The 24,824-nt window shown below is 36.3% G+C and carries 23 protein-coding genes; 19 read left to right on the top strand and 4 right to left on the bottom strand.

Going from position 1 to position 24,824, the window contains the following annotated elements:
• Window positions 1-654: 654 nt before the first annotated feature.
• From JUJ52_RS00115 to JUJ52_RS00100, 4 genes are all read left to right on the top strand, one after another.
• Entirely contained in the window at window positions 655-2,403 is a 1,749-nt protein-coding gene (locus JUJ52_RS00115) for an ABC transporter ATP-binding protein (protein WP_121604832.1), read from the top strand.
• A complete protein-coding gene (locus JUJ52_RS00110) occupies window positions 2,403-4,433 on the top strand; it encodes an ABC transporter ATP-binding protein (RefSeq protein ID WP_026682763.1) in 2,031 nt (676 codons plus the stop codon). The genes JUJ52_RS00115 and JUJ52_RS00110 overlap by 1 nt, the downstream gene beginning before the upstream one ends.
• A gap of 23 nt (window positions 4,434-4,456) precedes the next feature.
• Entirely contained in the window at window positions 4,457-5,272 is an 816-nt protein-coding gene (locus JUJ52_RS00105) for a S1 family peptidase (protein ID WP_121604834.1), read from the top strand.
• Window positions 5,273-5,337: 65 nt separating this feature from the next.
• Window positions 5,338-6,063, top strand: coding sequence for a PRC-barrel domain-containing protein (locus tag JUJ52_RS00100; protein WP_205388390.1), 726 nt, complete (start codon window positions 5,338-5,340; stop codon window positions 6,061-6,063).
• Between the two features lie 461 nt (window positions 6,064-6,524).
• Here the strand turns inward: JUJ52_RS00100 and JUJ52_RS00095 are convergent, their stop codons facing one another.
• Window positions 6,525-8,117 (bottom strand): BCCT family transporter, encoded by a 1,593-nt coding sequence (locus tag JUJ52_RS00095; protein WP_026682761.1) that lies wholly within the window; start codon window positions 8,115-8,117, stop codon window positions 6,525-6,527.
• Window positions 8,118-8,366: 249 nt separating this feature from the next.
• On the opposite strand from JUJ52_RS00095, the gene JUJ52_RS00090 reads away from it, so the two are divergent.
• The 6 genes from JUJ52_RS00090 (at window position 8,367) to JUJ52_RS00065 (ending at window position 13,941) form a co-directional block, all read left to right on the top strand.
• Window positions 8,367-8,927 carry a GbsR/MarR family transcriptional regulator gene (locus tag JUJ52_RS00090; RefSeq protein WP_205388391.1) on the top strand — a complete coding sequence of 187 codons (561 nt, stop codon included), beginning with the start codon at window positions 8,367-8,369 and terminating at the stop codon, window positions 8,925-8,927.
• A complete protein-coding gene (locus JUJ52_RS00085; protein WP_121604836.1) occupies window positions 8,920-9,813 on the top strand; it encodes a beta-keto acid cleavage family enzyme in 894 nt (297 codons plus the stop codon). Before JUJ52_RS00090 ends, JUJ52_RS00085 begins: the two co-directional genes overlap by 8 nt.
• A 6-nt stretch (window positions 9,814-9,819) precedes the next feature.
• Window positions 9,820-10,803: a 3-hydroxyacyl-CoA dehydrogenase NAD-binding domain-containing protein gene (locus JUJ52_RS00080; protein ID WP_205388392.1), complete on the top strand. Its 984-nt coding sequence runs from the start codon at window positions 9,820-9,822 to the stop codon at window positions 10,801-10,803.
• A 16-nt stretch (window positions 10,804-10,819) separates the two neighbouring features.
• Window positions 10,820-11,293, top strand: coding sequence for a thioesterase family protein (locus tag JUJ52_RS00075; protein WP_026682758.1), 474 nt, complete (start codon window positions 10,820-10,822; stop codon window positions 11,291-11,293).
• 714 nt (window positions 11,294-12,007) lie between these two features.
• The gene (sigI, locus tag JUJ52_RS00070) at window positions 12,008-12,736 is read left to right on the top strand and encodes an RNA polymerase sigma factor SigI (protein WP_205388393.1); all 729 of its coding nucleotides are present in this window, start codon (window positions 12,008-12,010) and stop codon (window positions 12,734-12,736) included.
• Window positions 12,733-13,941, top strand: a complete 1,209-nt coding sequence (locus JUJ52_RS00065) for an anti-sigma factor domain-containing protein (RefSeq protein WP_026679648.1) — start codon at window positions 12,733-12,735, stop codon at window positions 13,939-13,941. Before sigI ends, JUJ52_RS00065 begins: the two co-directional genes overlap by 4 nt.
• A 125-nt stretch (window positions 13,942-14,066) precedes the next feature.
• Here the strand turns inward: JUJ52_RS00065 and JUJ52_RS00060 are convergent, their stop codons facing one another.
• A complete protein-coding gene (locus JUJ52_RS00060) occupies window positions 14,067-14,303 on the bottom strand; it encodes a YhdB family protein (protein WP_026679649.1) in 237 nt (78 codons plus the stop codon).
• Window positions 14,304-14,464: 161 nt separating this feature from the next.
• Here JUJ52_RS00060 and JUJ52_RS00055 point away from each other — a divergent pair, with 161 nt between their 5' ends.
• From JUJ52_RS00055 to JUJ52_RS00020, 8 genes are all read left to right on the top strand, one after another.
• Entirely contained in the window at window positions 14,465-15,052 is a 588-nt protein-coding gene (locus tag JUJ52_RS00055; RefSeq protein WP_026679650.1) for a YhcN/YlaJ family sporulation lipoprotein, read from the top strand.
• Between the two features lie 137 nt (window positions 15,053-15,189).
• Window positions 15,190-15,828: a class I SAM-dependent DNA methyltransferase gene (locus JUJ52_RS00050; RefSeq protein ID WP_121604839.1), complete on the top strand. Its 639-nt coding sequence runs from the start codon at window positions 15,190-15,192 to the stop codon at window positions 15,826-15,828.
• 13 nt (window positions 15,829-15,841) lie between these two features.
• Complete coding sequence (locus tag JUJ52_RS00045; protein WP_121604840.1) at window positions 15,842-16,303, top strand: S-ribosylhomocysteine lyase; 462 nt, start codon at window positions 15,842-15,844, stop codon at window positions 16,301-16,303.
• A gap of 15 nt (window positions 16,304-16,318) precedes the next feature.
• Window positions 16,319-17,239, top strand: a complete 921-nt coding sequence (locus JUJ52_RS00040) for a PLP-dependent cysteine synthase family protein (RefSeq protein WP_121604841.1) — start codon at window positions 16,319-16,321, stop codon at window positions 17,237-17,239.
• 61 nt (window positions 17,240-17,300) lie between these two features.
• Complete coding sequence (locus tag JUJ52_RS00035; protein WP_205388394.1) at window positions 17,301-18,434, top strand: bifunctional cystathionine gamma-lyase/homocysteine desulfhydrase; 1,134 nt, start codon at window positions 17,301-17,303, stop codon at window positions 18,432-18,434.
• A 200-nt stretch (window positions 18,435-18,634) separates the two neighbouring features.
• Window positions 18,635-20,002 carry a dipeptidase gene (locus JUJ52_RS00030; protein ID WP_166530912.1) on the top strand — a complete coding sequence of 456 codons (1,368 nt, stop codon included), beginning with the start codon at window positions 18,635-18,637 and terminating at the stop codon, window positions 20,000-20,002.
• A gap of 74 nt (window positions 20,003-20,076) precedes the next feature.
• Complete coding sequence (locus JUJ52_RS00025) at window positions 20,077-20,835, top strand: (S)-benzoin forming benzil reductase (protein ID WP_121604842.1); 759 nt, start codon at window positions 20,077-20,079, stop codon at window positions 20,833-20,835.
• Window positions 20,836-20,923: 88 nt separating this feature from the next.
• Window positions 20,924-21,058 carry a YjcZ family sporulation protein gene (locus JUJ52_RS00020; protein ID WP_080668644.1) on the top strand — a complete coding sequence of 45 codons (135 nt, stop codon included), beginning with the start codon at window positions 20,924-20,926 and terminating at the stop codon, window positions 21,056-21,058.
• Window positions 21,059-21,218: 160 nt separating this feature from the next.
• On the opposite strand, the gene JUJ52_RS00015 is transcribed toward JUJ52_RS00020, so the two are convergent.
• Together JUJ52_RS00015 and JUJ52_RS00010 are read right to left on the bottom strand one after the other, a co-directional pair.
• On the bottom strand, window positions 21,219-22,856 hold the full coding sequence (locus JUJ52_RS00015; protein ID WP_205388395.1) for a putative ABC transporter permease subunit: 1,638 nt from the start codon (window positions 22,854-22,856) through the stop codon (window positions 21,219-21,221).
• The gene (locus tag JUJ52_RS00010; RefSeq protein WP_026680554.1) at window positions 22,849-23,574 is read right to left on the bottom strand and encodes an ABC transporter ATP-binding protein; all 726 of its coding nucleotides are present in this window, start codon (window positions 23,572-23,574) and stop codon (window positions 22,849-22,851) included. The genes JUJ52_RS00015 and JUJ52_RS00010 overlap by 8 nt, the downstream gene beginning before the upstream one ends.
• Before the next feature lie 138 nt (window positions 23,575-23,712).
• Here JUJ52_RS00010 and map point away from each other — a divergent pair, with 138 nt between their 5' ends.
• Window positions 23,713-24,465: a type I methionyl aminopeptidase gene (gene map, locus JUJ52_RS00005; protein ID WP_121604844.1), complete on the top strand. Its 753-nt coding sequence runs from the start codon at window positions 23,713-23,715 to the stop codon at window positions 24,463-24,465.
• The last annotated feature ends 359 nt before the right edge of the window (window positions 24,466-24,824 follow it).

Here is a 24,824-nt window from a genome sequence, read left to right as displayed (position 1 = left end):
TAAGCTTAGTATGTCTGAAAAGGAAGGAAATATGATTTGAGATTTAAATTTATCCCACATATAACTGGCAGTAGGCCCCCACTTCAAGTAATAAGGTGAAACCTAATATGTGTGAGTGGGAGATCGACTTTATATTCCGCATCCAACAATTATTTAAAAAATTTGTGAAAAACATATTGACTTAAAATTTTGCTAATACTATAATAATTGAGAATCTAAAAAGAAGGAGGTCACATACCATGCGAATCAATCAGCAACTGACAACAAAAAATTCTATATTCTCTGTGACCTCAAGCGTGAACATGTAAAATTGTTAACTTTGGTTAACGTTAGCATTATTTAATCTTTTGAAAGGTGTCACAGGTGTCTGTGACTCTTTTGTGTTGAAAAGGGAAGTTTTTTAATTACTATTTGCCTTTTTTATGAACGCATACGTCATGGACGTATGTGTTTTTCTTTGGGTTTTGATTCATTTTAGGAGTGATTTTAGAGCTTTTTAACATCCCTATAATAAATCGCGAACTCTTATTAATGGAAAGGCATCTGCACAATGGAAAAGAATGCTTTACCGTTTGCTTGTTATACAGAGAATATAGAGGAAATGAATGTATTATTTTTATAGACCTTATATATAGAGAAAAGAAGGTGTTTATTATGTTTAGTGTTTTTAGAAAATTAAATTGGTTTTTTAAACATTATTGGAAGCGATATGTATTTGCAATTATTGCTTTAATTATTGCTAGTGCTATTGGTTTAATCCCACCTAAGATAGCGGGGTATACGATTGATCATATTCAATTTGAAACACTTACCTTACAATTGCTAACTGCAATCATCGTGGGATACTTATTGCTAATCGTCATTCATTACGCCATTTCTTACCTATGGGATTATACTTTATTTAGTGGTGCCGTTATTTTAGAAAAATGGATGAGGAGCAATTTAATGCAGCATTTCTTAGCCATGACACCATCGTTTTTTGGGAGATATCGTACAGGAGACTTAATGGCTAGAAGCACAAATGATCTTAAAGCGATAAGCTTAACTGCTGGGTTCGGTGTGTTGACGCTTGTTGATTCAAGTATATTCATGTTAATGATAATAGCTATGATGGGATTCACGATTAGCTGGAAATTAACCATTGCTTCCTTAATTCCATTGCCAATTATGGCGATTGTCATGAACAAATATGGTGCCGCTATTCATGCTCGATTTACAAAAGCGCAAGAAGCCTTTGGTGAAATGAACAATGACGTGTTAGAGTCGATTCGCGGTGTCAGGGTACTTCGAGCATTTGTACAAGAAAAGCAAGATGCACAGCGGTTTCAAGCCATGACAACAGATGTTTATGAAAAAAATATAGAAGTTGCCAAGATAGATGCGTTATTTGAACCAACGATGAAAATTTTAGTCGGCCTATCTTATACGATTGGACTTGGATACGGAGCGTTTCTCGTATTTGAAAATATTCTTACGCTCGGTGACTTAGTTACATTTAATGTTTATTTAGGAATGTTAATTTGGCCAATGTTTGCTGTCGGAGAGCTAATTAATGTTTTACAGCGAGGGAATGCATCTTTGGATCGTGTAAATCACACACTTAATTACCAAGCAGATGTGAAAGATCCGACGAAGCCTGTTCATGTATCAGAAGTAACTTCCATTGATTTTTCATCTGTTTCGTTTTCCTATCCAGATACGGAAATGGAGCAACTAAAAGACGTTTCATTACACGTGCAAAGAGGAGAAACAATCGGTATTGTTGGTAAGACAGGGGCAGGTAAAACGACTATTTTTAAACTGCTCTTACGGCAATATCCTGATATGAAAGGAAAAATAACTGTTTCTGGGGAAGATTTACAACATCTTTCGCTTGAGCAAATACGTTCTTGGATTGGTTATGTCCCACAGGACCAAATGATGTTTTCAAAAACAATTCGAGAGAACATACAGTTTGGGAAGGAAGATGCAACTGACGAGGAGATCTTTCGAGTCATGCAACTTGCCCATTTTCTTGACGATATGAAACAACTACCAAATGGGTTAGATACACAGGTTGGAGAAAGTGGTGTTACATTATCTGGAGGACAAAAACAACGAGTGGCACTAGCGCGTGCATTTATTAAAGATCCAGAGATATTAATTTTAGATGATTCATTGTCTGCTGTAGATGGAAAAACAGAAGCTAGAATCATTGATCATTTACGTAAAGAACGAAAAAATAAGACGACATTTATTGCAGCACATCGTCTATCTGCTGTTACGCATGCCGACCATATTATCGTGTTAGAAGATGGAGTGATTATAGAGCAAGGAAACCATGAGCAATTAGTAAAACAGCAAGGATGGTACCAAGAACAATATAATCAACAACAGCTAGAAGATAAGGAGGTAACTGGCTAATGACGACTGAAAGAAGACTTTTTTCTTATGCACTTCGCTTTAAGAAGGGTATCATTATTGGCTTAATTTGTTTAGTTATTGCCGTATCTTTAGAATTAGCTGGTCCTTTAATCGCGAAAAAAGTAATTGATGATCATATACTTGGCGTAGAAGGGAACTGGCAGCAGGTCATTTTAAAGGACGATACGGATACGGTTGAATATGAGGATAAGTTCTATAAACGAGCAGACCGCTTGGAGAACGAAGATGAAGTAGTGGGTGATACTGCTACCATCATAGGAATTGGTTCTACGTATTACTTTGTTCATGAAGAAGTTCCGTTACAAGGAAAACGATCTGTTGATGAAGGAACGATAACGATTACTACATCAACAGAAAAGATTGAAGTAACTGGAGAAAAACTTTCATTATCAGAGATCTATCCATTCTTTAAACCAGAGCGAAAACCGATATTATTATTACTATGTCTATATATGATACTGCTTATCATTGCTGGATTTTTTCAGTTTTATCAGACCTTTCTATTACAGCAAGCTTCTAATAAAATAGTAAAACAAATGCGAAACGACTTATTTGCTCATACGCAGCGTATACCAATTAATTACTATGTGGATCAACCAGCTGGTAAAATAGTGGCAAGAATAACCAATGATACGGAAGCGATACGAGATCTTTACGAGCGGGTTTTATCAATTGTTGTAACAAGTGTCATCTATATGGCTGGTATTTTTGTAGCACTATTTATTTTGGACGTAAAGCTTGCTGCTCTATGTCTGTTAATTATTCCATTAATTATTGGTTGGATGAAGGTATATAAGTACTTTGGTACGAAATATAATACTGTTATTCGTTCAACTATTAGTGAAATCAATGGGAATATTAATGAAGCAATTCAAGGCATGCCCATTATCCAAGCATTTCGCAGAGAAAAGAAAACAAAGGAGGACTTCGAGGTATTAAATGAGCGCCATTTTACTTACCAACGAAAGCTGGTAAAACTGAGTGCACTAACCTCTTATAATCTAGTTACTGTTTTTCGAAATCTTGCTTTTGTAGCATTTATTTGGTATTTTGGGTCATTTTCTTTAGAGCCTACTAGTGTTATATCTATTGGCCTACTCTATGCATTTGTCGATTATCTAAACCGGCTTTTTGAACCCGTTACGGATATCGTTAATCAGCTTCCTTTAATTGAGCAAGCCAGAGTGGCAGGAAATCGAGTGTTTGAATTAATGGACTATGATGGAGAGGAAGTAATGGATGACCAAGTAAAACGATATCGTGGTAATGTAGAATTTGATCATGTTTCATTTGCTTATAATGATGATGACTATATATTAAAGGATTTATCCTTTAAAATTAAAGCAGGTCAGACTGCTGCGTTTGTAGGTCATACCGGTTCTGGTAAAAGTTCAATTATGAATTTACTATTCCGTTTCTATGATCCGCAAAAAGGAAAGATTACAATTGATGGAATCTCTACAAAAGAATGGTCTCGCCAGCAAGTTCGTAGTCATATGGGTATCGTCCTACAGGATCCATTTTTATTTTCTGGTACTATTTTGTCTAATGTAACGATGAATGACCCTAATATAACTACTGATGCAGCAATTCAGGCATTAAAAGCAGTTGGGGCGGATCGTTTTATAGAAAAATTACCGAGGAAATATGAGGAAAAGGTAACAGAAGGAGGAACAACTTTTTCATTGGGGGAAAGACAATTAATATCATTTGCACGTGCATTGGCTTTCGATCCAGCTATACTGATTCTTGATGAGGCGACAGCTAATATTGATACTGAAACAGAAACAATGATTCAAGAGGCGCTAGAAGTTTTGAAATCAGGAAGAACAACCTTAGTTATTGCGCATCGTTTGTCAACGATTCAACAAGCTGATACCATATTTGTACTTGATCGTGGTACGATAAAAGAGCATGGTAATCATGAACAATTAATGATAGAGCAGGGTTATTACTATCAAATGTATCAAATGCAGCAAGGGAACAAAGCAAAGTCTGTTGTTTCATAAATATCGTAACGATGAGGTGGATTATGGATCAGAAGGATAAACAGCAGCAGGATATTATCGATGAAGATCTATATGAAGAAATTGATGATGAAGCGCTTTTTGATTTAGTTGAAGAACAACGACAAAAGGTTTTGGCCAGGGAAAAAGAAGCAAAGGAGCAATTGGAACCAAAACGTCCATTTCCAAAGTGGGCGTTTTGGCTAATTGCAGTTGTGCTTCTTTTTAATGTTATTGCTTTAATACCACGCACATTTTCCATACCCGCAATAGAGTTTTTAAAGACATCCGCACGGTTATCACTTCAAGAAGAAATTCAATTGTATAAAGAAGCAGTTGTTACAATAGAAACAGAAGATTCAAAAGGTACAGGTTTTGCAGTTTCAGCTGATGGAACCATTTTGACAAACTATCATGTGGTTGAAGGAGAAGAAAATGTAACTGTGGTATTTCCTGAGCTTGGTTTATTTAATGCAACCGTAGAAACAACGCATCCATCTATTGATTTAGCAATTTTAAATGCGGATGCCGAAAACGTACCTTATTTAAATTTAGCCAAACGAGCTTCCGTACAGAAAGACGAACAAGTTCAGTTTATAGGAAACCCATTACGATTTAACGGGATAGCAAATGAAGGGAAAATCATCGGCTATACTAAATTAACCTCATGGGAAGAAAAAGTCATTATGATTGAAGCTCCCGTATACAGAGGTAATAGTGGTAGTCCTGTAATAAATAGGGAAGGAAAGGTAGTTGGGATTATTTTTGCTACTTTGGACCATGATTCATACGGTAAGGTTGGTTTATTTTATCCTATTGACTATTATTATCAATATCAATAATACGGTTGGTTTATTAATTTTTATAAAGGGTAATACATTTGTAAACGTCTAAGGAGGCGATTACAATGTTTTTAACATCTGAATTAAAGAATTATAAAATTCATGCTTCAGATGGAGTGATGGGAAAGGTTAAGGATCTTTACTTTGATGATAATAAATGGGCCATTCGTTATGCAGTTGTAGATACACGAAAGTGGTTGCCAGGCAGACGTGTGCTTATGTCACCAGCGTCCTTTCGAGCTCTAAATGAACGAGAAAAACATGTAGAAGTAAAGCATGATAAAGAAGTAATTCGAAATAGTCCAACCATACCTGAAGAAAATGCAGTTACTAAGGATGATGAAAATTCGCTGATTAGTTACTATGGATGGGCAAGATACTGGGCAGGTAGTATGATTTGGGGAGTAGTAGATCAACCAATGACCTTCCCGCGATCAACAAATGATAGTTCAGATAACTATGAGAATCATGTGAGTGACTGGCAAACTTATAATCTTCGAAGTGAAGATGAAACCATTGGTTTTAAGGTTCATGCAAATGACGGTAAGATTGGTCATATTGCTGATTTAATTGTTGATACTAATTATTGGAAGGTAAGCTATGTAATTGTACAAAATAGTGAGAAATTCACAGAAGAAGCTTATTTTATTTTTCCAATTGAGAAAATTCAACAGGTGGACTGGTTTGAAAAAGACATGTATTTAAATACCTCTCTTTCAGATGTAAAATTAAAAAAAGAATATTATACGAAAACGTCCATATTAGAAAGCTTTGAAATAATACAAAATTGAATATTGCTTCCTTCAGAGGAGTGAAAAAGCACTTTCAAATAACTCTGCTCTCTTTTAACACAACTGGAGTACACTCTCCTTCCCTGGGAAATGTTTATTTTCCCTGCAAGCAAAGAAGCTCCATTCCGAGATTTGTACTGTTTCTCTTTTATAACTGTAGTCTCGTATATTTCAGTTGCTGAATGTAAACGAAATGATGATACACCACCTTCAGTTTGTAGAAAACGCCTAGTTTTTTCTTGGGCAATTTGTGAATAATTTCACGACGAACGTTAGAGCCTCCTTGCGAAATGTATGTTGCTTGGAGGCCTGTCTGGTCTAGTTTTTGCTTTTATTGCTATAGCGAAGTTATGATGGTTATTATTGTCTCTACATAAAAATAACTGCCGAGAAAAAATTCCTCAGCAGTTATAGAAAATAAAGTCTATATAGATTATTTGTGTTCATGAAATGATAATTGGCTAGTATTTTGATTGGTTGGATCTTTCCTCTATTTCCTTTCTATTTATGTGGATGGTGGGAGATTTAAAATCTCTAGATGCTTGCATATCGTAGTTAGAAGCTTTCATAAATGACCATGCTAACAGAAACATAATCAAAATAAGTGGGAATCCAGCAACAATACTTGCTGTTTGTAATGCTTTTAAATCACCAATAAACATTAATACGAGAGGTAATAGACAAAGGGTGAACGCCCAAAATAATCTGTTCCAACGTAAAGGCTCTCCTTTAATTCGCTTCTGAACAACTGCTGCCAAAATATAGGAAGAAGAATCAAAGGTTGTCGATAGAAAAATGACGGCAAGAATAGTGAATAAACCTACAATCATATCAGCCATTGGTAATTGATGAAGAATGGCAATAATTGCAGCAGGTGCACCATTATCATTCATAAAGCCAATGACATCAAACGATCCCGATAATTGTAAATAGAGACCAAAGTTTCCAAGAATACCAAAGAAGAGAATACAACCAAATGTTCCATAAATCATTGTACCGAGAATCATTTCTCTAATCGTTCTCCCTCGAGAGATGCGAGCAACAAATAGACCTACAAATGGTGCATAAACAACCCACCATGCCCAATAAAACACGGTCCAAGATTCAGGGAAGCCTGTTTCTGTAAAACCACCAAAATTTCGAAATGGTTCTAGCCATGTTGCCATTCGGAAGAAGTTATCTGCAAGAATTCCGAGGCTTGAGAAAGTTGTTTCACTAATAAAAAGGGTTGGTCCGAATATAAAAACAAAAGCCATTAAGATAATAGTTAGCCAAATATTGATATCACTTAATATTTTTATTCCTCGACGTAATCCAGAATAAGCGCTAATTGCAAAGATTAAAGTACATAGTAACATAATCCCTGCTTTTAAACCTAATGTCACCGGGATCCCTGTTAGATCATGGATACCTTCAGCGATCATCGGTGTTCCTAACGCTAATGTTGTGCCAGCACCTCCCATTAACCCAAACATGAATAATATGTCAATGATTACTCCTACTGGTCCATCAACAAGATTACCAAGTATTGGTCTAACAGCTTCACTAATTTTTAAGACTGGCTTTTTACGTACATAATAGAAGTAAGCGATTGGCAATGCAGGTAATGTATAGATAGCCCATGCAATCGGACCCCAATGAAAAATACCGTATGAAGATGCCCACTGGATTGCTTCTTTTGACTTTGCTTCCACTCCAAACGGTGGTCCTTGATAATAGTATGCCCACTCGATCATACCCCAGTAAAGGATACTGGATCCGATACCAGCTGCAAATAACATGGCAGCCCAAGAAAAGGTATTAAATTCCTTTTTCTCTTCTTTATTTCCTAACTTAATTCTACCATTCTTACTGAAGGCCACAAATAATAAAAAGATAAATGATGCCAAACCTAACAGTAAATAAAGGATACCAAAATTACCTGTCATAAATGCGTTCGCTTCATTTATAACTTCAGCTCCAGCCTCAGGGAAAATAATAAGTGGAAGTGATACTCCTAATAATATGACAAGTGCCCCTAAAAACGTTGGCCAATCAATTAATTTAAAATTCATATAAGAATCAAAACCTTTCTTTATTATAATGCTTTTTCCGATTTTAAGGACTTATTAATCGTAGCAAACAGGGGAAGAGCAAACAAACGGCAAATAATACGTAAACTTTATAAAATTTATTATTTATAAAGTTTATATAATGTCAGCTTCAATATTCTCTTATATACTCCATAATGCTACAAAAAATCTTGGTTTCGAAATTTCTTCTGCCATGATACAGTTTCCTAAGATTAAAAAAGGATGGTTAATATGTCGTCACAATCAAATAAAGGAATAGTAGAAATTCAATCACACTTTGTGGAAAAGATTGCAGATAATATGCAATCTTTTGGAGTGTCTACAACAGTTGGACGTGTCTTAGGAATTATTTATATGCAGGGCAAGCCAATGACCTTGGATGAACTCTCTGCGGAAACAGGTATGAGCAAGACAAGAATGAGCCAGGTTGTCCGTGAAATGATTGACTTAAATATCGCAGAACGTGTTTTTAAAAAAGGCGTTCGAAAAGATTTGTATCAGGTTGAGCAAGACTATTATCAAACTTTCACGTCACTGTTTACTTCAACGTGGCATAATGCAATCAATAAACATATCCATTTTGAACAAAAGTTAAAAGAAAAGTTGAATGATCTAAATCATGTAGAAAAGCTACCTGATACAAATGAGCAGTTAATAACTGAAATTACAATTGAGTTAAAAGCGTGGATGGATTATTATGACTGGATCAAACGATTAATTTCTTTCTTTGAGAGTGGCGAAATATTTCAACATGTTCCCAAAAAACAAGCAGGGGGTAATAAATATGAATAGAAAAGTAATTCTATCTTGTGCAGTAACCGGAGCAGGAGAGACTGCAGAAAAAAGTCCGCACGTTCCTGTGACACCGAAGGAAATTGCTGATTCAGCGATTAAAGCGGCAAAAGCAGGTGCAACCATTGCACATATACATGTGCGTGACCCAAAATCTGGTAAATTAAGTCACGATGTTCAATTATTCCAAGAAGTAGTTGAACGAATCCGTGAGTCTGATACAGATGTTGTTCTAAATCTTACAGCTGGTGGAGGTGGTGACTGGCTACCAAGTGAAGCAGACCCGACAAAAGGTGGGAAAGGTACAGATATTCAAACGCCTGAGGAACGACATGAGCCAGTTGGATTATTACTTCCTGAGATCTGTACATTGGATTGTGGCAGTGTTAATTTTGGTGATCAAATCTATATTAGTCCTGCTACTTGGCTACGTAAACAAGCTAAGTTAATAAAAGAGAGCGGGGTTAAACCTGAGCTTGAATGCTTTGATACGGGACATATTCGCTTTGCTAATCAATTACTACAAGAGGGACTTATTGATGGTGATCCGATGTATCAATTTTGTTTGGGAATTCCTTGGGGAGCAGACGCAGACGCAGAAACTTTAGCATATATGAAAAATCGTTTACCTGAAAATGCAAAATGGGCTGCGTTTGGTATTGGCAAAATGCAATTGCCAATGGTCACTGAATCTGTTGTTCAGGGAGGAAATGCACGAGTAGGTTTAGAAGATAATTTATACTTGAAAAAAGGAAAGTTAGCAACGAATGAACAACTTGTCGACAAGGCTGTTGAAAAAATCCAAGGATTGGGACATGATGTAATGAATCCGCAAGAAGCACGAGAATATTTAAAACTAAGAAACCCATACAGTAAAGGGGAATAAATCAGCATGACAATAGAAGCTTTAGAATCAACAAAAAAAATCAAAAATATCACCGTGGTTGGAACTGGTGTTATTGGTAATGGATGGATCACGAGATTTTTAGCAAATGGATATCGAGTTACAGCAAGTGATCCAGATCCAGCAGCAGAAAAACGGACAAGGGATGCGGTGAATAGAGCTTGGCCGGCAATGAAGGAAACAGGATTAGCTCCAGGGGCATCACTCTCTAATTTATCATTCGAGAAGGATCTACAAAAAGCAGTATCAACTGCAGACTATGTACAAGAAAATGTTCCAGAGCGTGAAGCATTAAAACGTAAGGTAATTGCAGAAATAGATCAGCATGCTTCAGAAGCTACTATAATTGCTTCAAGTACTTCAGGTATTCTACCAAGTACATTACAGGCAGATTGTTTGTATCATCCTGAAAGAGTGATAGTTGCACATCCGTTTCATCCTGTATATTTAATGCCTTTAGTTGAAATAGTGGGTGGTAATAAAACAGTTGGATCTACTATTGAAAAAGCAAGAAGCTTCTATGACCAAATGAGTATGAAGCCACTTGTCATTAAGAAAGAAATTGAAGGACATGTCGCAGATCGATTAATGGAAGCAATTTGGAGAGAAGCTTTGCATATCGTAAATGACGGTATAGCAACGACTGATGAGGTCGACGCTTCTATTGTATATGGACCTGGTTTACGCTGGGCATTAATGGGACCATTCATGACCTTGCATATGGGTGGGGGAAAAGAAGGCATGAAGCATCTTCTTGAACAGTTTGGTCCAGCATTAAAGCTACCATGGACCAAGCTTGTAGCGCCAGAGTTAACGGATGAGCTTACAGAGAAAGTAATAACTGGCTGTGAAAGCCAAACCGCTGGGACCACAATGGAAGAATTAGAAGAACGTAGAGATCAATTTTTAATAGAATTACAGGAGTTATTAAAGAAATACTGGCCTGCTGCTACAATTAATGGCGACATATAGAAATGAGGGAATGTTAATGCCAAGCTCGATTATTTTACAAGATAGTGTTCGAGAAGAATGGATTGATTATAATGGCCATATGAATGATGCAGAATATGTTCGAGTTTTTAGCCGAGCTGTGGATAAACTTATGTATACTATAGGTCTGACGGAAGAAGTACGTAATCAAGAAAATTATACATTATTCACATTAGAGACACATGTTTGTTATTTGGCGGAAATGAATGTTGCTGAGCCAATAGAAGTATCGTTTCAGATGTTGGATTATGATAATAAGCGTGTACATGCTTTCTTCGAATTATATGGTGAAGACGGAAAAAGAGCTGCGACAAGTGAGCAGTTACTGATGGGGATTGACCATTCAACTGGGAAGTCTGCACCGTTTCCAACAGCTATCCTTTCGAATGTTGATGAAATCGCAGATAGTTGTATGCCTGAAGAAAAACCAAAGGAAGCAGGACGCGTTATCGGTATTCGAAGAAAAAAATAAAAGGTGGAAGCAAGAAAAACCTCTGGTGAGTTCCAGAGGTTTTTTTGTGGTTTAGGAATATAAAATTTTCCCATGTGGACAAACTTGGGCGTGTTGAGCTGCGTCCAGCTCCAGCTCCCAGAAGCTAGGTGACTTCACGAATTATCCTAATCTAAGTCATCATCGATTCGCAAGCACACCGTGATTGCTTTATCTGCGTTGACTTGCTCCAGTGATTACGTTTCTATTCGTGCGCTTCCGCTTTTGTTCTAAGAAAAATCAAATTGAATATGAGCAGAAAGTCATAGGTAAAAATTGATTAAAGACAATGTGAACAAAATGTTACATAATAGAGATAGGCTAGTAATTTTATTTTAAACAAAATGTAACGGTTTTGTCCTAGCCACTTGTAAAACCTTACGTTAAGATATAATAACTCGTGCTATGAGAATATACACGTATATTTAATACATAACTGATGGTTTTGGGACTCGCCCCGCTTTTGTAAATATAAACAATAGCGTAACGTATGGAAAAAGCAGTCAACTACTGCTATGAAACAATCTGAAAAATTGTGAAAGACTTTTTTGATACTCTGAATAAAGATGGTGAATACATCGTGAATAATATATATATAAATGATGAATATGGAATGAAACGTAAATATAAAAGGCCTACGCCCAAAAACGATTTGAAAAGAACGAAAACTATAATGGCTGGGGGGGCTTCAGTTTGATGATGAGCAAGTCATTAAAGGATACTCCCCTAGAAGAAATGATTATATGTGCCCAGCAAGGAGATCAAAACGTACAAAATTATCTTTTAAAAACATATCAACCCTTCATTGCGAAGTGTGTGTCTGAGGTATGTAAACGGTATATTGATCCAAAAAAAGATGATGAATTTAGTATTGGTCTTTCCGCTTTCAATGAAGCGATACAATCGTATGTTCCGGAAAGGGGGAGCTCGTTTTTATCTTTTGCAAAATTAGTTATCAAGCGAAAGGTAATAGACTATATTCGTTATACACAAAAACGTCCAGTTGCAGTATCTTTAGATGAAACCTATGATGCTGAACAAATGGAGAATCCAACAGAAATATTGGCTGTTAAAGAAATGTATCAATTAGAACAGGATGCGTGGTATCGGAAACAAGAAATAATGGATTTTATAGAAAAATTAAAACTGTACAAGATGAGCTTAGCTGAATTAACAGAAGTATCTCCTAAGCATAGAGATGCGCGTGAGTCAGCGATTCGTACCGCAAGAATCTTGTATGAGGATCAACAAATGAAGGAGTATGTATTAGCCAAACGGAAGCTGCCAATTAAGGATTTAGTTAAAAAAGTAGATGTCAGTAAAAAGACGTTAGAACGTAATAGAAAATACATTCTAGCTATATTTATTGTACTTACGGAGGACTATCTATACCTTAAAGATTATTTGAAGGGGGTGGGTCAGTGAAAAAAGGGATCATCATGGAACAGCATCGCAAGTATATGATTGTATTAACAGAAGAAGGGGCTTTCTATAAAGCAGTACCGGTAAAAAATGCTGAATTAGGTACCGAAGTGTCATTTAAACCAATGAAGGCGAAAAAGGGATTACTGTTCTCTTTTGGTGGGAATAAAATGAATGCTTCGCTTCGTTTGCTTGCTCTAGTAAGTGTCATGCTTTTATTTGTGCTACCTTTTTATTTTGTTATGGAGAAGAGTAAAACATATGCTTATGTAAGTATTGATATTAACCCTAGTATAGAGCTAGAGGTAACTGAAAATATGCTGGTTCAATCAATAAGACCAGTTAATGATGATGCTGAACTAATATTAGATAAATTAACTAATTATGAAAATAAAAACCTCGATGAAGTTATACATATGATTATGGATAAAAGTGAGGAAACAGGTTTAATAAATAATCAAAAGAATATGTTGGTAGGTGTAAGCCTAAAGGATCCAGATACATCTATTTTGGACAGTTTAGACGGCTATTTCCCTGAAGGTGATTCCGATTGGAAAATTGCAACCTTTTTCGTACCAGAAAAAATTAGAGAAGAAGCGGAGAAAACCAATAAATCCATGAATGAAATAATGGCTCAAGCTATCCAAGATAAAGATGAAGTGGTCGATACGTCTAATTCAGAAAAAATGATGAATGATCAAGATAAAGCTATAATTAATTCATTTTATAATTCAAAGGAAAACGATCATTCAGAGTCCACTACTGAAGATTCAGGGGAAACGAATTCATCTAAAAGTAACAACACTTCTAAGGAACAGGCACCAATAACACCTGATATTAGTAAACAGAGAGCTGTCCCTGAACAACACGAAAAAAAGAAAACATCTGTTGAGAAAAATAATGCTAATCATAACAAAGACAAAAAAAGAATGAAGTACGAAAAAAAAGATAAGAAGGATCCAAAAAAACATAACCAGAATAAACAAAAAAACAAGTCCAAACAACGAAAAAATAACAATGATCCTAGGGATAAGCATCAGAATAATCACCGTAATTGGGATGATGATGAATGGCATCATCACCGGGATAAGGATGAAGATGAAAACGACTACAAAGAAGAGGATTATGAAGAAAGGGGTAGAAGCGGTCAGCATTATCATAAAAATGAAAAACATCAAGATAGAGAAGAGCGTTATGGTGACGATTAAATAGGAGCATTTGGTTCGAAAAATAAAAAAAGAGAGCTGTCACATATCATGCACGTATGAGATACATGAAATATTTGACAGCTCTTTTTATGCGCGCTTAACATAGTAATCACTTTGAAACAAAATTATAGTTCCATGGCAATGGATGGCTCATGCTTCATGGCATGGTCTAAATAATAAAGCAGGTTATCATGGGAATTCATAATTTTACGTTCGTCTATTGAATAATGGTAAGCATGTAGAAATCGCTGAATTTTTTTTGAAAGTAAATCATCCTTTGTACGTACCATGAGTACGAGTAAATCATCCCATTGTCCCCAAAGTGTGTAGTACAACGCTTTATCGTAATCAGGAATGTCCATTTTACCCCTCCTTAAATTGTAAGGGTTAGTCATAGTGTCCCCGCATAATATATATATTGTCTGAAACAAAAATGGTGTGTCTGCCAGATAAAGGTAGTAAAAAAAAGTATAATAAATCTTCGTCGATTCATACTAAGAACAAAACAAAGGAGGGTATTTAAATGAAATCAAAGTTTTTCACTCTTTTTGCAGTACTTAGTATTGTGTTGATGGGTTGTGCAAATACGGATGATAATAATAATCAAGATGCAGCTGAGGATAATGTAGAGCAGACTAGATATAATAATGCTGGTGATGGCATGGCTGGTGAACGTGATTATGAGATGAGAAGAACCTCAGAACGTGATCAAGAAACGAATAACAATGACCGTTATGATATCTCAAAAGAGGCTGCTGATAAAATAACAGATGAAATTGCCGAAATTGATCGCGCATATGTCGTAACGACGGATAATAATGCTTATGTAGCTGCAGGACTAGATGCTAATGATAACCCAAATATGGAAAATACCAACACAAATAATAATGAAGATAATGGCAATGAAGTTACGGATGAAGTAAAGTCCAAAATCAAGAAAATTGTACAATCGGTTGACGGAGATATTGACAATGTATATGTCTCTACGAATCCTGATTTTCTTAACCTAACACAAAATTATGCAGATGATGTTGATAATGGTGAACCAATAGAAGGGTTCTTTGACCAATTTGGAAACATGATTGAAAGGTTATTTCCAGAAAATCAATAATTCATTAAACGAGTGATTCTTTAAGGAGTCACTCGTTTTTCTTTTAAAAATATGTCACATCATGTATACTATTACATATATTCATACTATACATAGTGTTTTACTATGAATTATTCCTCGGTTGGAGTTGAATATAAATGGGAAGAGAGTTCTTATCGATATTTGATGATTGGGCAAACACCTATGATTTAAGCGTAGCTGGTGTAGATCAGCAATATGCTGCAGTTTTTTCCAATTACGATAAAATTTTAGATGAAGTTGTTGAACATTCAGAAGGGAATGTTCTTGAATTTGGAGTTGGAACTGGTAATTTATCCAAAAAGCTAATAGAGGCAGGACATTCGTTTATTGGGGTGGAACCATCCTTGGCAATGCGAGAAATTGCAAAAGAAAAACTTGGAGATGTAGAAATTCTTGATGGGGATTTTCTAAGTTTTCCAGCCATTTCTGAAAGTATAAATACGATTGTCAGTACTTACGCCTTTCATCATCTAACAGACAAGGAAAAGGAAGTAGCAATTTCTAACTTTTCACAAATGCTACCGAAGGATGGGAGGATTGTATTTGGGGACACGATATTTCAATCTGATCAAGCGAAGGAACTGATGATTGAGCAAGCAAAACGACAAGGGTATCTGGACTTAGCAGATGACTTACAACGTGAGTATTACCCGACGATAACAGTTTTAAAAAATATATTCACCCTGTATAATTTTAATATAGCATTTCATCAAATGAATGATTTCGTTTGGTTACTCTTAGCAAAAAAGAATTAAAGGAGCGGGTATCATGACTAAAAAAATGAATGTAGAAAGCTTTAATTTAGATCATACAAAAGTAAAAGCACCCTATGTGCGATTAGTAGGAGTGACAGAAGGCACAAATGGGGATAAAGTGTATAAATACGATATTCGATTTAAACAACCTAACAAAGCACATATGGAAATGGATGGTTTACACTCCATTGAACACTTAATGGCAGAAAATATACGAAACCATATGGATAATGTTCTTGATATCGGTCCGATGGGCTGTCAAACTGGATTTTATTTAGCAATTATGAACCACGATAATTACGATGAGGTGTTAGACACCATTGAGAAAACATTGCAAGATGTCTTAAAAGCTGATGAAGTACCGGCATGTAATGAAGTACAATGTGGGTGGGCGGCGAATCACAGCTTAGAGGGCGCAAAAGAAATTGCTAAGGAGATGTTAGAACATCGAGATGAGTGGCATCAAGTTTTTTAAAGGCAGGAGAGATGAATGGCAGTTTATCGTTCAATTCAAGGCTTAATTGGCAATACGCCGTTACTTGAAATTACGCAGTTCTCACTACCAAGTGGGGTCCGTTTATTTGCAAAGTTAGAATTTTTTAATCCAGGTGGAAGTGTAAAGGATCGATTAGGACAGATATTAATTAAAGAGGCCATGAACAAAAGGCTTCTGAATCCAGGTGATACCATTATTGAACCTACTGCGGGTAATACAGGAATTGGATTAGCGATTGCTGCTATATCACATGGTTTTTCAGTAATATTATGTGTTCCAGAACACTTTAGCCAAGAAAAGCAGACGATTATGCAAGCGCTCGGTGCAACAGTTATTACTACTCCTAGGGAGCTAGGCATGAAAGGTGCTATTGCTAAATCACGAGCGTTGTTGAAGGAAATACCGAATAGTTTTTCACCACAGCAATTTTCTAATCCTGCTAACCCGATCACTTATTATCAAACTTTAGCACCGGAAATCTGGAATGATTTAGATGGTAATATGGATACATTTATCGCTGGAGCAGGTTCAGCGGGAACGTTTATTGGCTCTTCAAAATATTTTAAAGAGAAGAATCCAAATGTAAGAGCAGTAATTGTTGAACCAGAAGGATCGATAATTGCTGGGGGGAAGACTGGATCTCATCGAACGGAGGGAATTGGTATGGAATTCTTTCCAAATTATATGGATAAAACGTTAATTGACGAAATATATACCGTATCAGATGATCATGCCTTTGAATATGTAGCAAAATTAGCTAAAAAGGAGGGATTACTCGTGGGGAGTTCATCTGGATCTGTAATGTTTGCAGCAATTCAGGAGGCACAACGGGCGACACCAGGTTCTACCATCGTAACCGTATTTCCAGATGGAAGTGACCGTTATTTAAGTAAAGGAATTTATACTTCATCATAATGATGTATTTACCTCATACAGAAGCTTGGGGAATGATTGAATAGAGTAAAGGAGAATAGCGATGCGAAAAAAGACAAAAATGATTCATGGGGGGATCACTGGTGATGAACGAACTGGAGCGGTGTCCGTTCCAATTTATCAGGTGAGTACCTATCAGCAGGATGAGATTGGGAAGCATCGAGGTTACGAATATTCTCGCACAGGAAATCCCACTAGACATGCGTTAGAGACCGTAATTGCTGACTTAGAGAATGGTGTGTCTGGATTTGCTTTTGGCTCAGGAATGGCTGCAATAACCTCAGTAATGATGCTGTTTCAAGCGGAAGACCACATATTAATGACGGATGATGTGTATGGTGGTTCATATCGAGTGATGACAAATGTGTTGAATCGATTCCATTTAGAGCATACATTTATTGATACGAGCGATCCAGAGCTAGTAGAGGCTGCTATTCAGGATAATACAAAGGCATTGTATATTGAAACACCGACGAATCCATTATTAAAAGTGTCCGACCTTAAGAAAATGGCTGAAATAGCTTCTAAATACAATCTTTTATTAATTGTTGATAATACCTTTGCTACACCTTATTGGCAATTACCTTTAGATCTTGGTGCAGATATTGTAATTCATAGTGCTACGAAATATATAGGGGGACATAGTGATGTTGTCGCAGGCTTGGTCGTTGTAAATTCCGATGAATTAGCAAAGCGAACGCATTACATCCAAAATTCAGTTGGTGCTGTTTTAGGACCTCAGGATTCCTGGTTACTGTTACGAGGTATCAAAACAATGGCGCTACGTATGGAAGCGATTGAAGCAAATACAAATAAACTTGCTGCTTATTTGCAAGGCCACTCTCAAGTAGTAGCTATCTACTATCCGGGTTTGCTGAATCACCCAGGTCATGCAATTGCTAAAAAACAAGCGAGTGGTTTTGGTGGTATGATATCCTTTGATGTAGGAAGTAGGGAAAAGGCTGAGCAAGTGATTGAACGAATTAAGTTCTTTACATTAGCTGAAAGCCTTGGTGCGGTGGAAAGCTTAGTTTCTGTTCCAGCCCAAATGACACATGCCTCGATTCCTAGAGAGCGAAGACTTGAGTTGGGAATATCAGATGGTTTAATTCGTCTTTCTGTAGGAATTGAAGACGCTAATGACTTATTGGAAGATATAGAGCAAGCATTACAATAGAACATAGGGATGCCGTTCATTCTTGGACAGCGTCCTTTTTTGTAGTCTAGTAAATTATAAAATTAGCCGATGTGGATAAATATGGACGTGTTGAGCTTTTTATTCTTCTCGTTATTGAAAAACTTTCGCGTTTCATGGATGTTGCTTCTCTCCATGTGCTAAAATAAATATAAAGAAAATTACCAAATGGAGGAACAAATATGAGTGAACAGGCTTTGAATTATTTAAAAGATAACCGTGAAAGGCTACTTGCTAAACTAACCGATTTTCTTGCTATTCCAAGTGTGAGTACAGATAGTGCGCATAAAGATGACATCGAAAAAGCAGCGGACTTTATTGTTACATATCTAAAAGATATTGGTTTTGAAAATGCTGAGAAACAAGCAACGGCTGGACATCCACTTGTTTACGCTGAATATAATGGAGCTGGTCCAAATGCCCCAACTGTTCTTTTTTATGGTCACTATGATGTACAGCCTGCAGATCCCCTTGAATTGTGGGATAGTGATCCTTTTAAACCTGAAGTACGGAATGAAAGATTATATGCACGTGGTTCAAGCGACGATAAAGGACAAGTGTTTATGCATTTAGCAGTATTTGAAGCATATATGAAAACAGAAGGTAAACTACCTTTAAATGTAAAGGTTTGTATTGAAGGAGAAGAGGAAATTGGAAGTGAGAGTTTGTATGAAGTTCTTCATAAGAAGAAGGAACAGTTTAATGCAGATTTTGCCGTAATATCTGATTCAGGTATGGTAGCTAAAAACCAACCAACTATTCTATATGGATTAAAAGGGTTTACTGGGATTGAAATAACAGTTACCGGTCCTGATCATGATTTACACTCGGGAATGTATGGCGGAGCCATACGTAACCCAATTATGGCTTTGAGTCATATCCTCTCTTCTATGAAGGATAAAGAAGAAGTCGTTACCGTGAAAGGTTTTTATGATGATGTGGAGCCATTAACGTCAGAAGAGAGAGAGCTTATTGAGAAGGTTCCTGGTGAAGATTATACGAATGCAACAGGTGTTGATCAGACTATTTCTGAAAAAGGTTATACAGCAAAAGAACATACAATGGGAAGACCAACATTAGAAATAAATGGAATTTATGGTGGATATCAAGGAGAGGGTACGAAAACGATTATTCCTTCTACAGCGGTTGCGAAAATAACCTGCCGTTTAGTACCTGGACAAGATCCTGTTAGAATACAGAATCTACTTGAAGATCATATCAATAAAGTGGCCCCAACAGGAGTGACGGTAGAAGTAACAAAAGAAAAGCTCTCTGCAAAGGCGTACAAAGTTGAACCGAACCATCCGCTAATTAAAAAAGCAGCAACTGCCTATACAAAAGCATTCGGTAAGGAGACTATATATGTAAGAATGGGAGGCTCAATTCCAGTTGTAGAATGGCTGGAGGATATCTATAATTTTCCAATTGTATTGTTAGGATTTGGAACTCCAGATGATCGACTTCATTCACCGAATGAAAGTTTTCCAATAGATAGCTTCGATAAAGGAATGGAAACCCTTATGTATTACTGGAATGAAGTGGGATATTAAAAATAGTATAAGCGGAGTTTCGTATGAATTACTTACACTTCATGTGCTAGAAATGGTGGAAGGGAGGAGTATTCATGAAATATGCTATTGTGACGGGAACATCACGGGGATTAGGTGAGGATATTGCAAGACTACTTTTAGAGCATGGGGTTCATGTTATTGGTATTTCTCGTAGTCCATCTCAAGCTCTAGTAAACGTAGCACAAAAAAATCATAGCACTTATACGCAACTACACGGTGATCTTGGAAACATAAATGAACTGGAGCAGATGAATACGCAGCTAAAGGAGTATTTACTTCATCGGAGTATTACGGAGCTTTATTTGGTAAATAATGCAGCAGTTGTTCAGCCTGTTAATCAAGCGAACCAGATAGCTGCGAATAACTTATCCTACCACTTCCATGTAAATGCGATTGCACCAATGGCTTTAACCAATTCTCTTATAGATTATGCAAACAATAATGGAATTCCCATGATTGGGCTGACAGTGACATCAGGAGCTGCAGAAAGGCCAACATATGGATGGAGTGCTTATTGTAGTTCCAAGGCAAGCATAAACATGTATACACGAACTGTTGCTCTAGAGCAAGAACAACTAGGTAGTAAAAATAAAATAGTTGCTTTTAGTCCAGGTATAATGGATACAGAAATGCAAGAATCGATACGTTCGAGCTCGAAGGATGAATTTGCAGATATTGAAAGATTTGTAGCCTTCAAACAAAATAACCAGTTAAGAAGTACCAAGAACGTAGCAGCGATTCTGGTGGAATTAATCTTGGAAAAAAATCAGATAGAAAATGGAAAGATTTATAACATCGGTGATTTTCTTTAAAGTTAGACGCCCATATCGCCTAAATCCCCTTCCATATTTCACTTTTTCGCATAAAATGGATTATCTTGTGAAAGAGGAGGCGAATGAAATGAGTGAAGGCGGATCTGCATATGGCGGAGGATTTGCGCTATTAGTCGTATTGTTCATATTATTGATTATAATTGGAACTGCTTATACAGATGGTGGTGGCTATGGCGGCTACGGTGGTTACGGCTGCTGCTAAACATAAGTATCCGCCCGTTTAACGGGCGGATACTTATGTTATCCCGCATATAACTGGCAGTAAATGTCCAATTGGCTCCAGGGCCTTTTAGGTCATACCCTTGTGGTACTAACCATCAGTGGGGGATAAACAAAATCCACTTTGTAGATTGTTTACTTTACTACAATGAATTGGTTTGACGTAACTTTAAACGGAAAAGTATTCCAATTGTAATTATTGCAATGATTAGCCCTAATAATAAGCTAAACACTGTAAGAATGAAGCTTAGAATTGATGTGTTCCATAAAATTAACACAAGTGCGCCAAAAATACCAAATGTAATACATATAGCTGTTAAACCGATTAACCGAGATTTGAAAACCTCTTGTTCATCTGTCCAATTTAATTTTGGTTGTATAAAATCCAAATAAGTTCCTAACATGCTTGTAAACCAGTTAGCGACCAGCATTAATAATAACCAGATGAGACTGTAAGTTAAGGGTAACTGTAATAATCCTATACCTACAATTAAAAGTAGTGTAATGGTAATTAAGTTGATGATCCAAGCAGTTGAAATTTTATAAAGTAATATCTGTTTCATAGAAAGGGGAAAGTAAAATTGAACAAACCAATTTTTTCCATCCCTTGATACTGATGAGATCGCAGTCGCATTAGAACCAATTAGAACAACAGATGCCAGAAATAATACTAGAATGGACTGTTTTTCTGAAAAATTGTTCATGAGAGTAGCAAGACCTTGTGTTCCTGAGTCCATAATAAATATAATGAGAAGAAAGACTGGACCAAATAAGCTCTGAATAACGCATTGCATTAAAAAGGTAGGTGTACGAAATATGATTCGTAATTCTGTTTTAATATAGGATAGCCATACAGCTTGCTTCTTTACATTTTTTGCTGATTTTTTCTTGGGAAGTGTTAGCTTTCTTCCTACTCCACCAGATCCTAGCATCCCTTTTATATAAAAACGTTGACCGATCCATAAAAAGAGCATAAAGCAACCAACTGCAAGAACAACTGTCATGAGAAAGTAGATAAATCCCTCCCATGTACTAGCATCTGTTAAAGCTTTTGTTTGTAAAAAAGCAGGTGGATAGTAATTCGTTATCTTAATAAGTAGCCCGTCTTTTTCCTTTAACAAATAAGTTAAACGTTGAAGCATTGCCTGAGAATCTGTATTTAAACGGACAATCACATTGATAAAGATTATAAACGCCAATGTAAGTATCCCTGTAATAACTTTAGAGCGATCCTTGTTTTTAGAAATGTTTATAAATCGCATTGCTACCATTAAGATGATGGCTGCAAGCGTAAATGGAACCATTGGCACGAGTAAGAAAATAGGTACCCCTTGAAGGTAGTAATGTATAGGTGCTTCACTAACATTTCCATACGCATAAAACCAAGGAATGAACAGAAAGCCAGAAGTAATGTATAAATATATAAACGGATTAGCAGACTTTCCTAATATCAATTGGTATGGCTGAAATGGAAAAGGAATAAAGGACTTAATGTCTTCTGTAAAGAAAAATGCATTTAGAATAGTTACTAAGCTCATGATAAATAGGATCGTATGAAGACCTATGAATAAGAGACCTAAAATGACCGATTCCTGACCTACTGATTGTAGTGTCTGATATAATGCTGATACGGTAGCATTCGTAATGGTAATATATAAATATAAGAATGGGATAGAAAAAAGAATGATTGGAACCAACAGCCATATTTGTGAATGGTTTGCTCCTGCTTTTGAATATTGCATTTTTAAGATTATCTTTACTAGAAGCCATGTCTTATTCATCATTCGTTAACTCCAAGAACACAGCTTCTAACGACTGATCTGTTTGGTATTCTTCATGGAGTTGCTTCATGTCACCGTAGAAAAGGAGTTTTCCTTTATTAATAATAGCAACCATATCACATAATTGTTCCACTACTTCCAGACCATGACTTGAAAAAAACACAGTGTTACCTTTATCCGCATGCTGACGCATCATATCTTTTAATGTATATGCCGATTTTGGGTCGAGTCCTGTCAGTGGTTCATCCAATATCCAAATAGATGGATCATGCAGTAAGACACCTGTTACGATTATTTTTTGTCTCATTCCATGTGAATATGTTTGGATATAATCTTGAAGTGACGTATGAATTTGAAATTGTTTTGTCAATGTATCAATTCTCTCTTGACGAATAGTTTGTGGGACATTATAAATATCACCGATAAAATTCAAATATTCAATTCCTTTTAAGCGTAAAAACATATCTGGCTGATCTGGTACATAGCCAAAAGTTTTCTTCGCTTCGATGGAATTTTTATCAATTGGTATCCCATTTAAAGTGATACTTCCTTTGTCAATAGGTAAAATTCCAGTCATCATTTTAATTGTAGTTGACTTTCCAGCACCATTAGGTCCAAGGAAACCAACAATTTTTCCATCTGGAATAGTCAAACTTAAATCCTCAATTGCTCGACTATTTCCTGGAAAACCTTTTTGAACATTTGTTATTTCTATCATTGTTACCCTCATTTCTAATTGCTTTTATGAATAGAATAAACTATGGTACACTTTATGTTGGATATGTTCATTCATGAACGATAGGGTTATTTTAACATATAATTTATGGAGATTTTGTAAGAAGAGAGGAAGTATTTCATGATAACAAGAAAAAGTAAACGTGAAATTGAAAAAATGCAAGCAGCTGGAGACATTCTTGTTAAGTGTCATAAGGAAATTGCTAAATTAATCAAACCCGGAATTACAACAATGGAAATTAATAACTTCACGGAGTCATTTTTAAAAAAACATGGTGCGACTCCTGAACAAAAAGGGTTTAATGGTTATCCTTACGCGATATGTGCATCGATAAACGATGAAATTTGCCACGGATTCCCACGTGAAGAGAAATTAAAAGATGGTGACATAGTAACAATTGATATGGTAGTAAATTTAAATGGTGGTCTTGCTGATTCAGCGTGGACATATGCAGTTGGAAATGTCGACGAAAAAGGGCTTCGATTGATGGATGTTACAAAAAAATCCATGGATAAAGGTATTGAACAAGCACAAGCAGGTAACAGAATAGGTGATATCGGCCACGCTATTCAGCAATATGCAGAAGGCGAAGGTTTCTCCGTTGTTCGCGACTTTACTGGTCATGGTATTGGTCCAACCCTTCATGAAGACCCACATATTCCCCACTTTGGCTTACCAAATAAAGGATTAAGATTAAAAGAGGGTATGGTAATTACGATTGAACCAATGATTAATGAAGGTAGCTGGCATAGTCAAATGGACAGTAATAATTGGACAGCAAGAACGATTGATGAAGGTCGATCAGCACAATACGAACATACGATTGTTATTACGAAGGATGGTCCATTAGTGCTTACAGATCAAGACAAATAAGGTGCTATATTTTTATCCCGCAGTAAGACCCTCATTTCCAGCAATAAAGTGAAATCAATATGGATAAATGGGGATCAACTGCCAGTAAATGCCCGATTGAATTCAAGGCCTTTAAGGCACATCCTAGTTACCAACAATCAGTGGAGGATAAACAAAACACTCCTCGGATTGAAGTTTTATTTTATAGGATAGATACACCAATAATGTATGCGAAGATACTGTACCTATAGATAAATGAAGTGGTTAGTGATTTTCTATGGTGACCATATGAAAATCAGATCCATAGATGGACACGTTTGAAGTTCCTGACATATAAGAGTGAGCAGCAAACGCAAGTAGTAAAACAAATAAATTAGAAG

The sequence above is a fragment of the Virgibacillus sp. AGTR genome (assembly GCF_016919725.2).
Taxonomy (GTDB): domain Bacteria; phylum Bacillota; class Bacilli; order Bacillales; family Amphibacillaceae; genus Virgibacillus; species Virgibacillus salarius.
Note: the sequence above shows the minus strand (reverse complement) of the source record. Positions and strands in the feature narration are given on the sequence as shown.

Bases quoted from the DNA above. Each gene is read 5' to 3' on its own strand.
- JUJ52_RS00115 (WP_121604832.1), top strand. From the start codon at position 655: ATGTTTAGTGTTTTTAGAAAATTAAATTGGTTTTTTAAACATTATTGG.
- JUJ52_RS00110 (WP_026682763.1), top strand. From the start codon at position 2,403: ATGACGACTGAAAGAAGACTTTTTTCTTATGCACTTCGCTTTAAGAAG.
- JUJ52_RS00105 (WP_121604834.1), top strand. From the start codon at position 4,457: ATGGATCAGAAGGATAAACAGCAGCAGGATATTATCGATGAAGATCTA.
- JUJ52_RS00100 (WP_205388390.1), top strand. From the start codon at position 5,338: ATGTTTTTAACATCTGAATTAAAGAATTATAAAATTCATGCTTCAGAT.
- JUJ52_RS00095 (WP_026682761.1), bottom strand. From the start codon at position 8,117: ATGAATTTTAAATTAATTGATTGGCCAACGTTTTTAGGGGCACTTGTC.
- JUJ52_RS00090 (WP_205388391.1), top strand. From the start codon at position 8,367: ATGTCGTCACAATCAAATAAAGGAATAGTAGAAATTCAATCACACTTT.
- JUJ52_RS00085 (WP_121604836.1), top strand. From the start codon at position 8,920: ATGAATAGAAAAGTAATTCTATCTTGTGCAGTAACCGGAGCAGGAGAG.
- JUJ52_RS00080 (WP_205388392.1), top strand. From the start codon at position 9,820: ATGACAATAGAAGCTTTAGAATCAACAAAAAAAATCAAAAATATCACC.
- JUJ52_RS00075 (WP_026682758.1), top strand. From the start codon at position 10,820: ATGCCAAGCTCGATTATTTTACAAGATAGTGTTCGAGAAGAATGGATT.
- sigI (WP_205388393.1), top strand. From the start codon at position 12,008: ATGATGAGCAAGTCATTAAAGGATACTCCCCTAGAAGAAATGATTATA.
- JUJ52_RS00060 (WP_026679649.1), bottom strand. From the start codon at position 14,303: ATGGACATTCCTGATTACGATAAAGCGTTGTACTACACACTTTGGGGA.
- JUJ52_RS00055 (WP_026679650.1), top strand. From the start codon at position 14,465: ATGAAATCAAAGTTTTTCACTCTTTTTGCAGTACTTAGTATTGTGTTG.
- JUJ52_RS00050 (WP_121604839.1), top strand. From the start codon at position 15,190: ATGGGAAGAGAGTTCTTATCGATATTTGATGATTGGGCAAACACCTAT.
- JUJ52_RS00045 (WP_121604840.1), top strand. From the start codon at position 15,842: ATGACTAAAAAAATGAATGTAGAAAGCTTTAATTTAGATCATACAAAA.
- JUJ52_RS00040 (WP_121604841.1), top strand. From the start codon at position 16,319: ATGGCAGTTTATCGTTCAATTCAAGGCTTAATTGGCAATACGCCGTTA.
- JUJ52_RS00035 (WP_205388394.1), top strand. From the start codon at position 17,301: ATGCGAAAAAAGACAAAAATGATTCATGGGGGGATCACTGGTGATGAA.
- JUJ52_RS00030 (WP_166530912.1), top strand. From the start codon at position 18,635: ATGAGTGAACAGGCTTTGAATTATTTAAAAGATAACCGTGAAAGGCTA.
- JUJ52_RS00025 (WP_121604842.1), top strand. From the start codon at position 20,077: ATGAAATATGCTATTGTGACGGGAACATCACGGGGATTAGGTGAGGAT.
- JUJ52_RS00020 (WP_080668644.1), top strand. From the start codon at position 20,924: ATGAGTGAAGGCGGATCTGCATATGGCGGAGGATTTGCGCTATTAGTC.
- JUJ52_RS00015 (WP_205388395.1), bottom strand. From the start codon at position 22,856: ATGAATAAGACATGGCTTCTAGTAAAGATAATCTTAAAAATGCAATAT.
- JUJ52_RS00010 (WP_026680554.1), bottom strand. From the start codon at position 23,574: ATGATAGAAATAACAAATGTTCAAAAAGGTTTTCCAGGAAATAGTCGA.
- map (WP_121604844.1), top strand. From the start codon at position 23,713: ATGATAACAAGAAAAAGTAAACGTGAAATTGAAAAAATGCAAGCAGCT.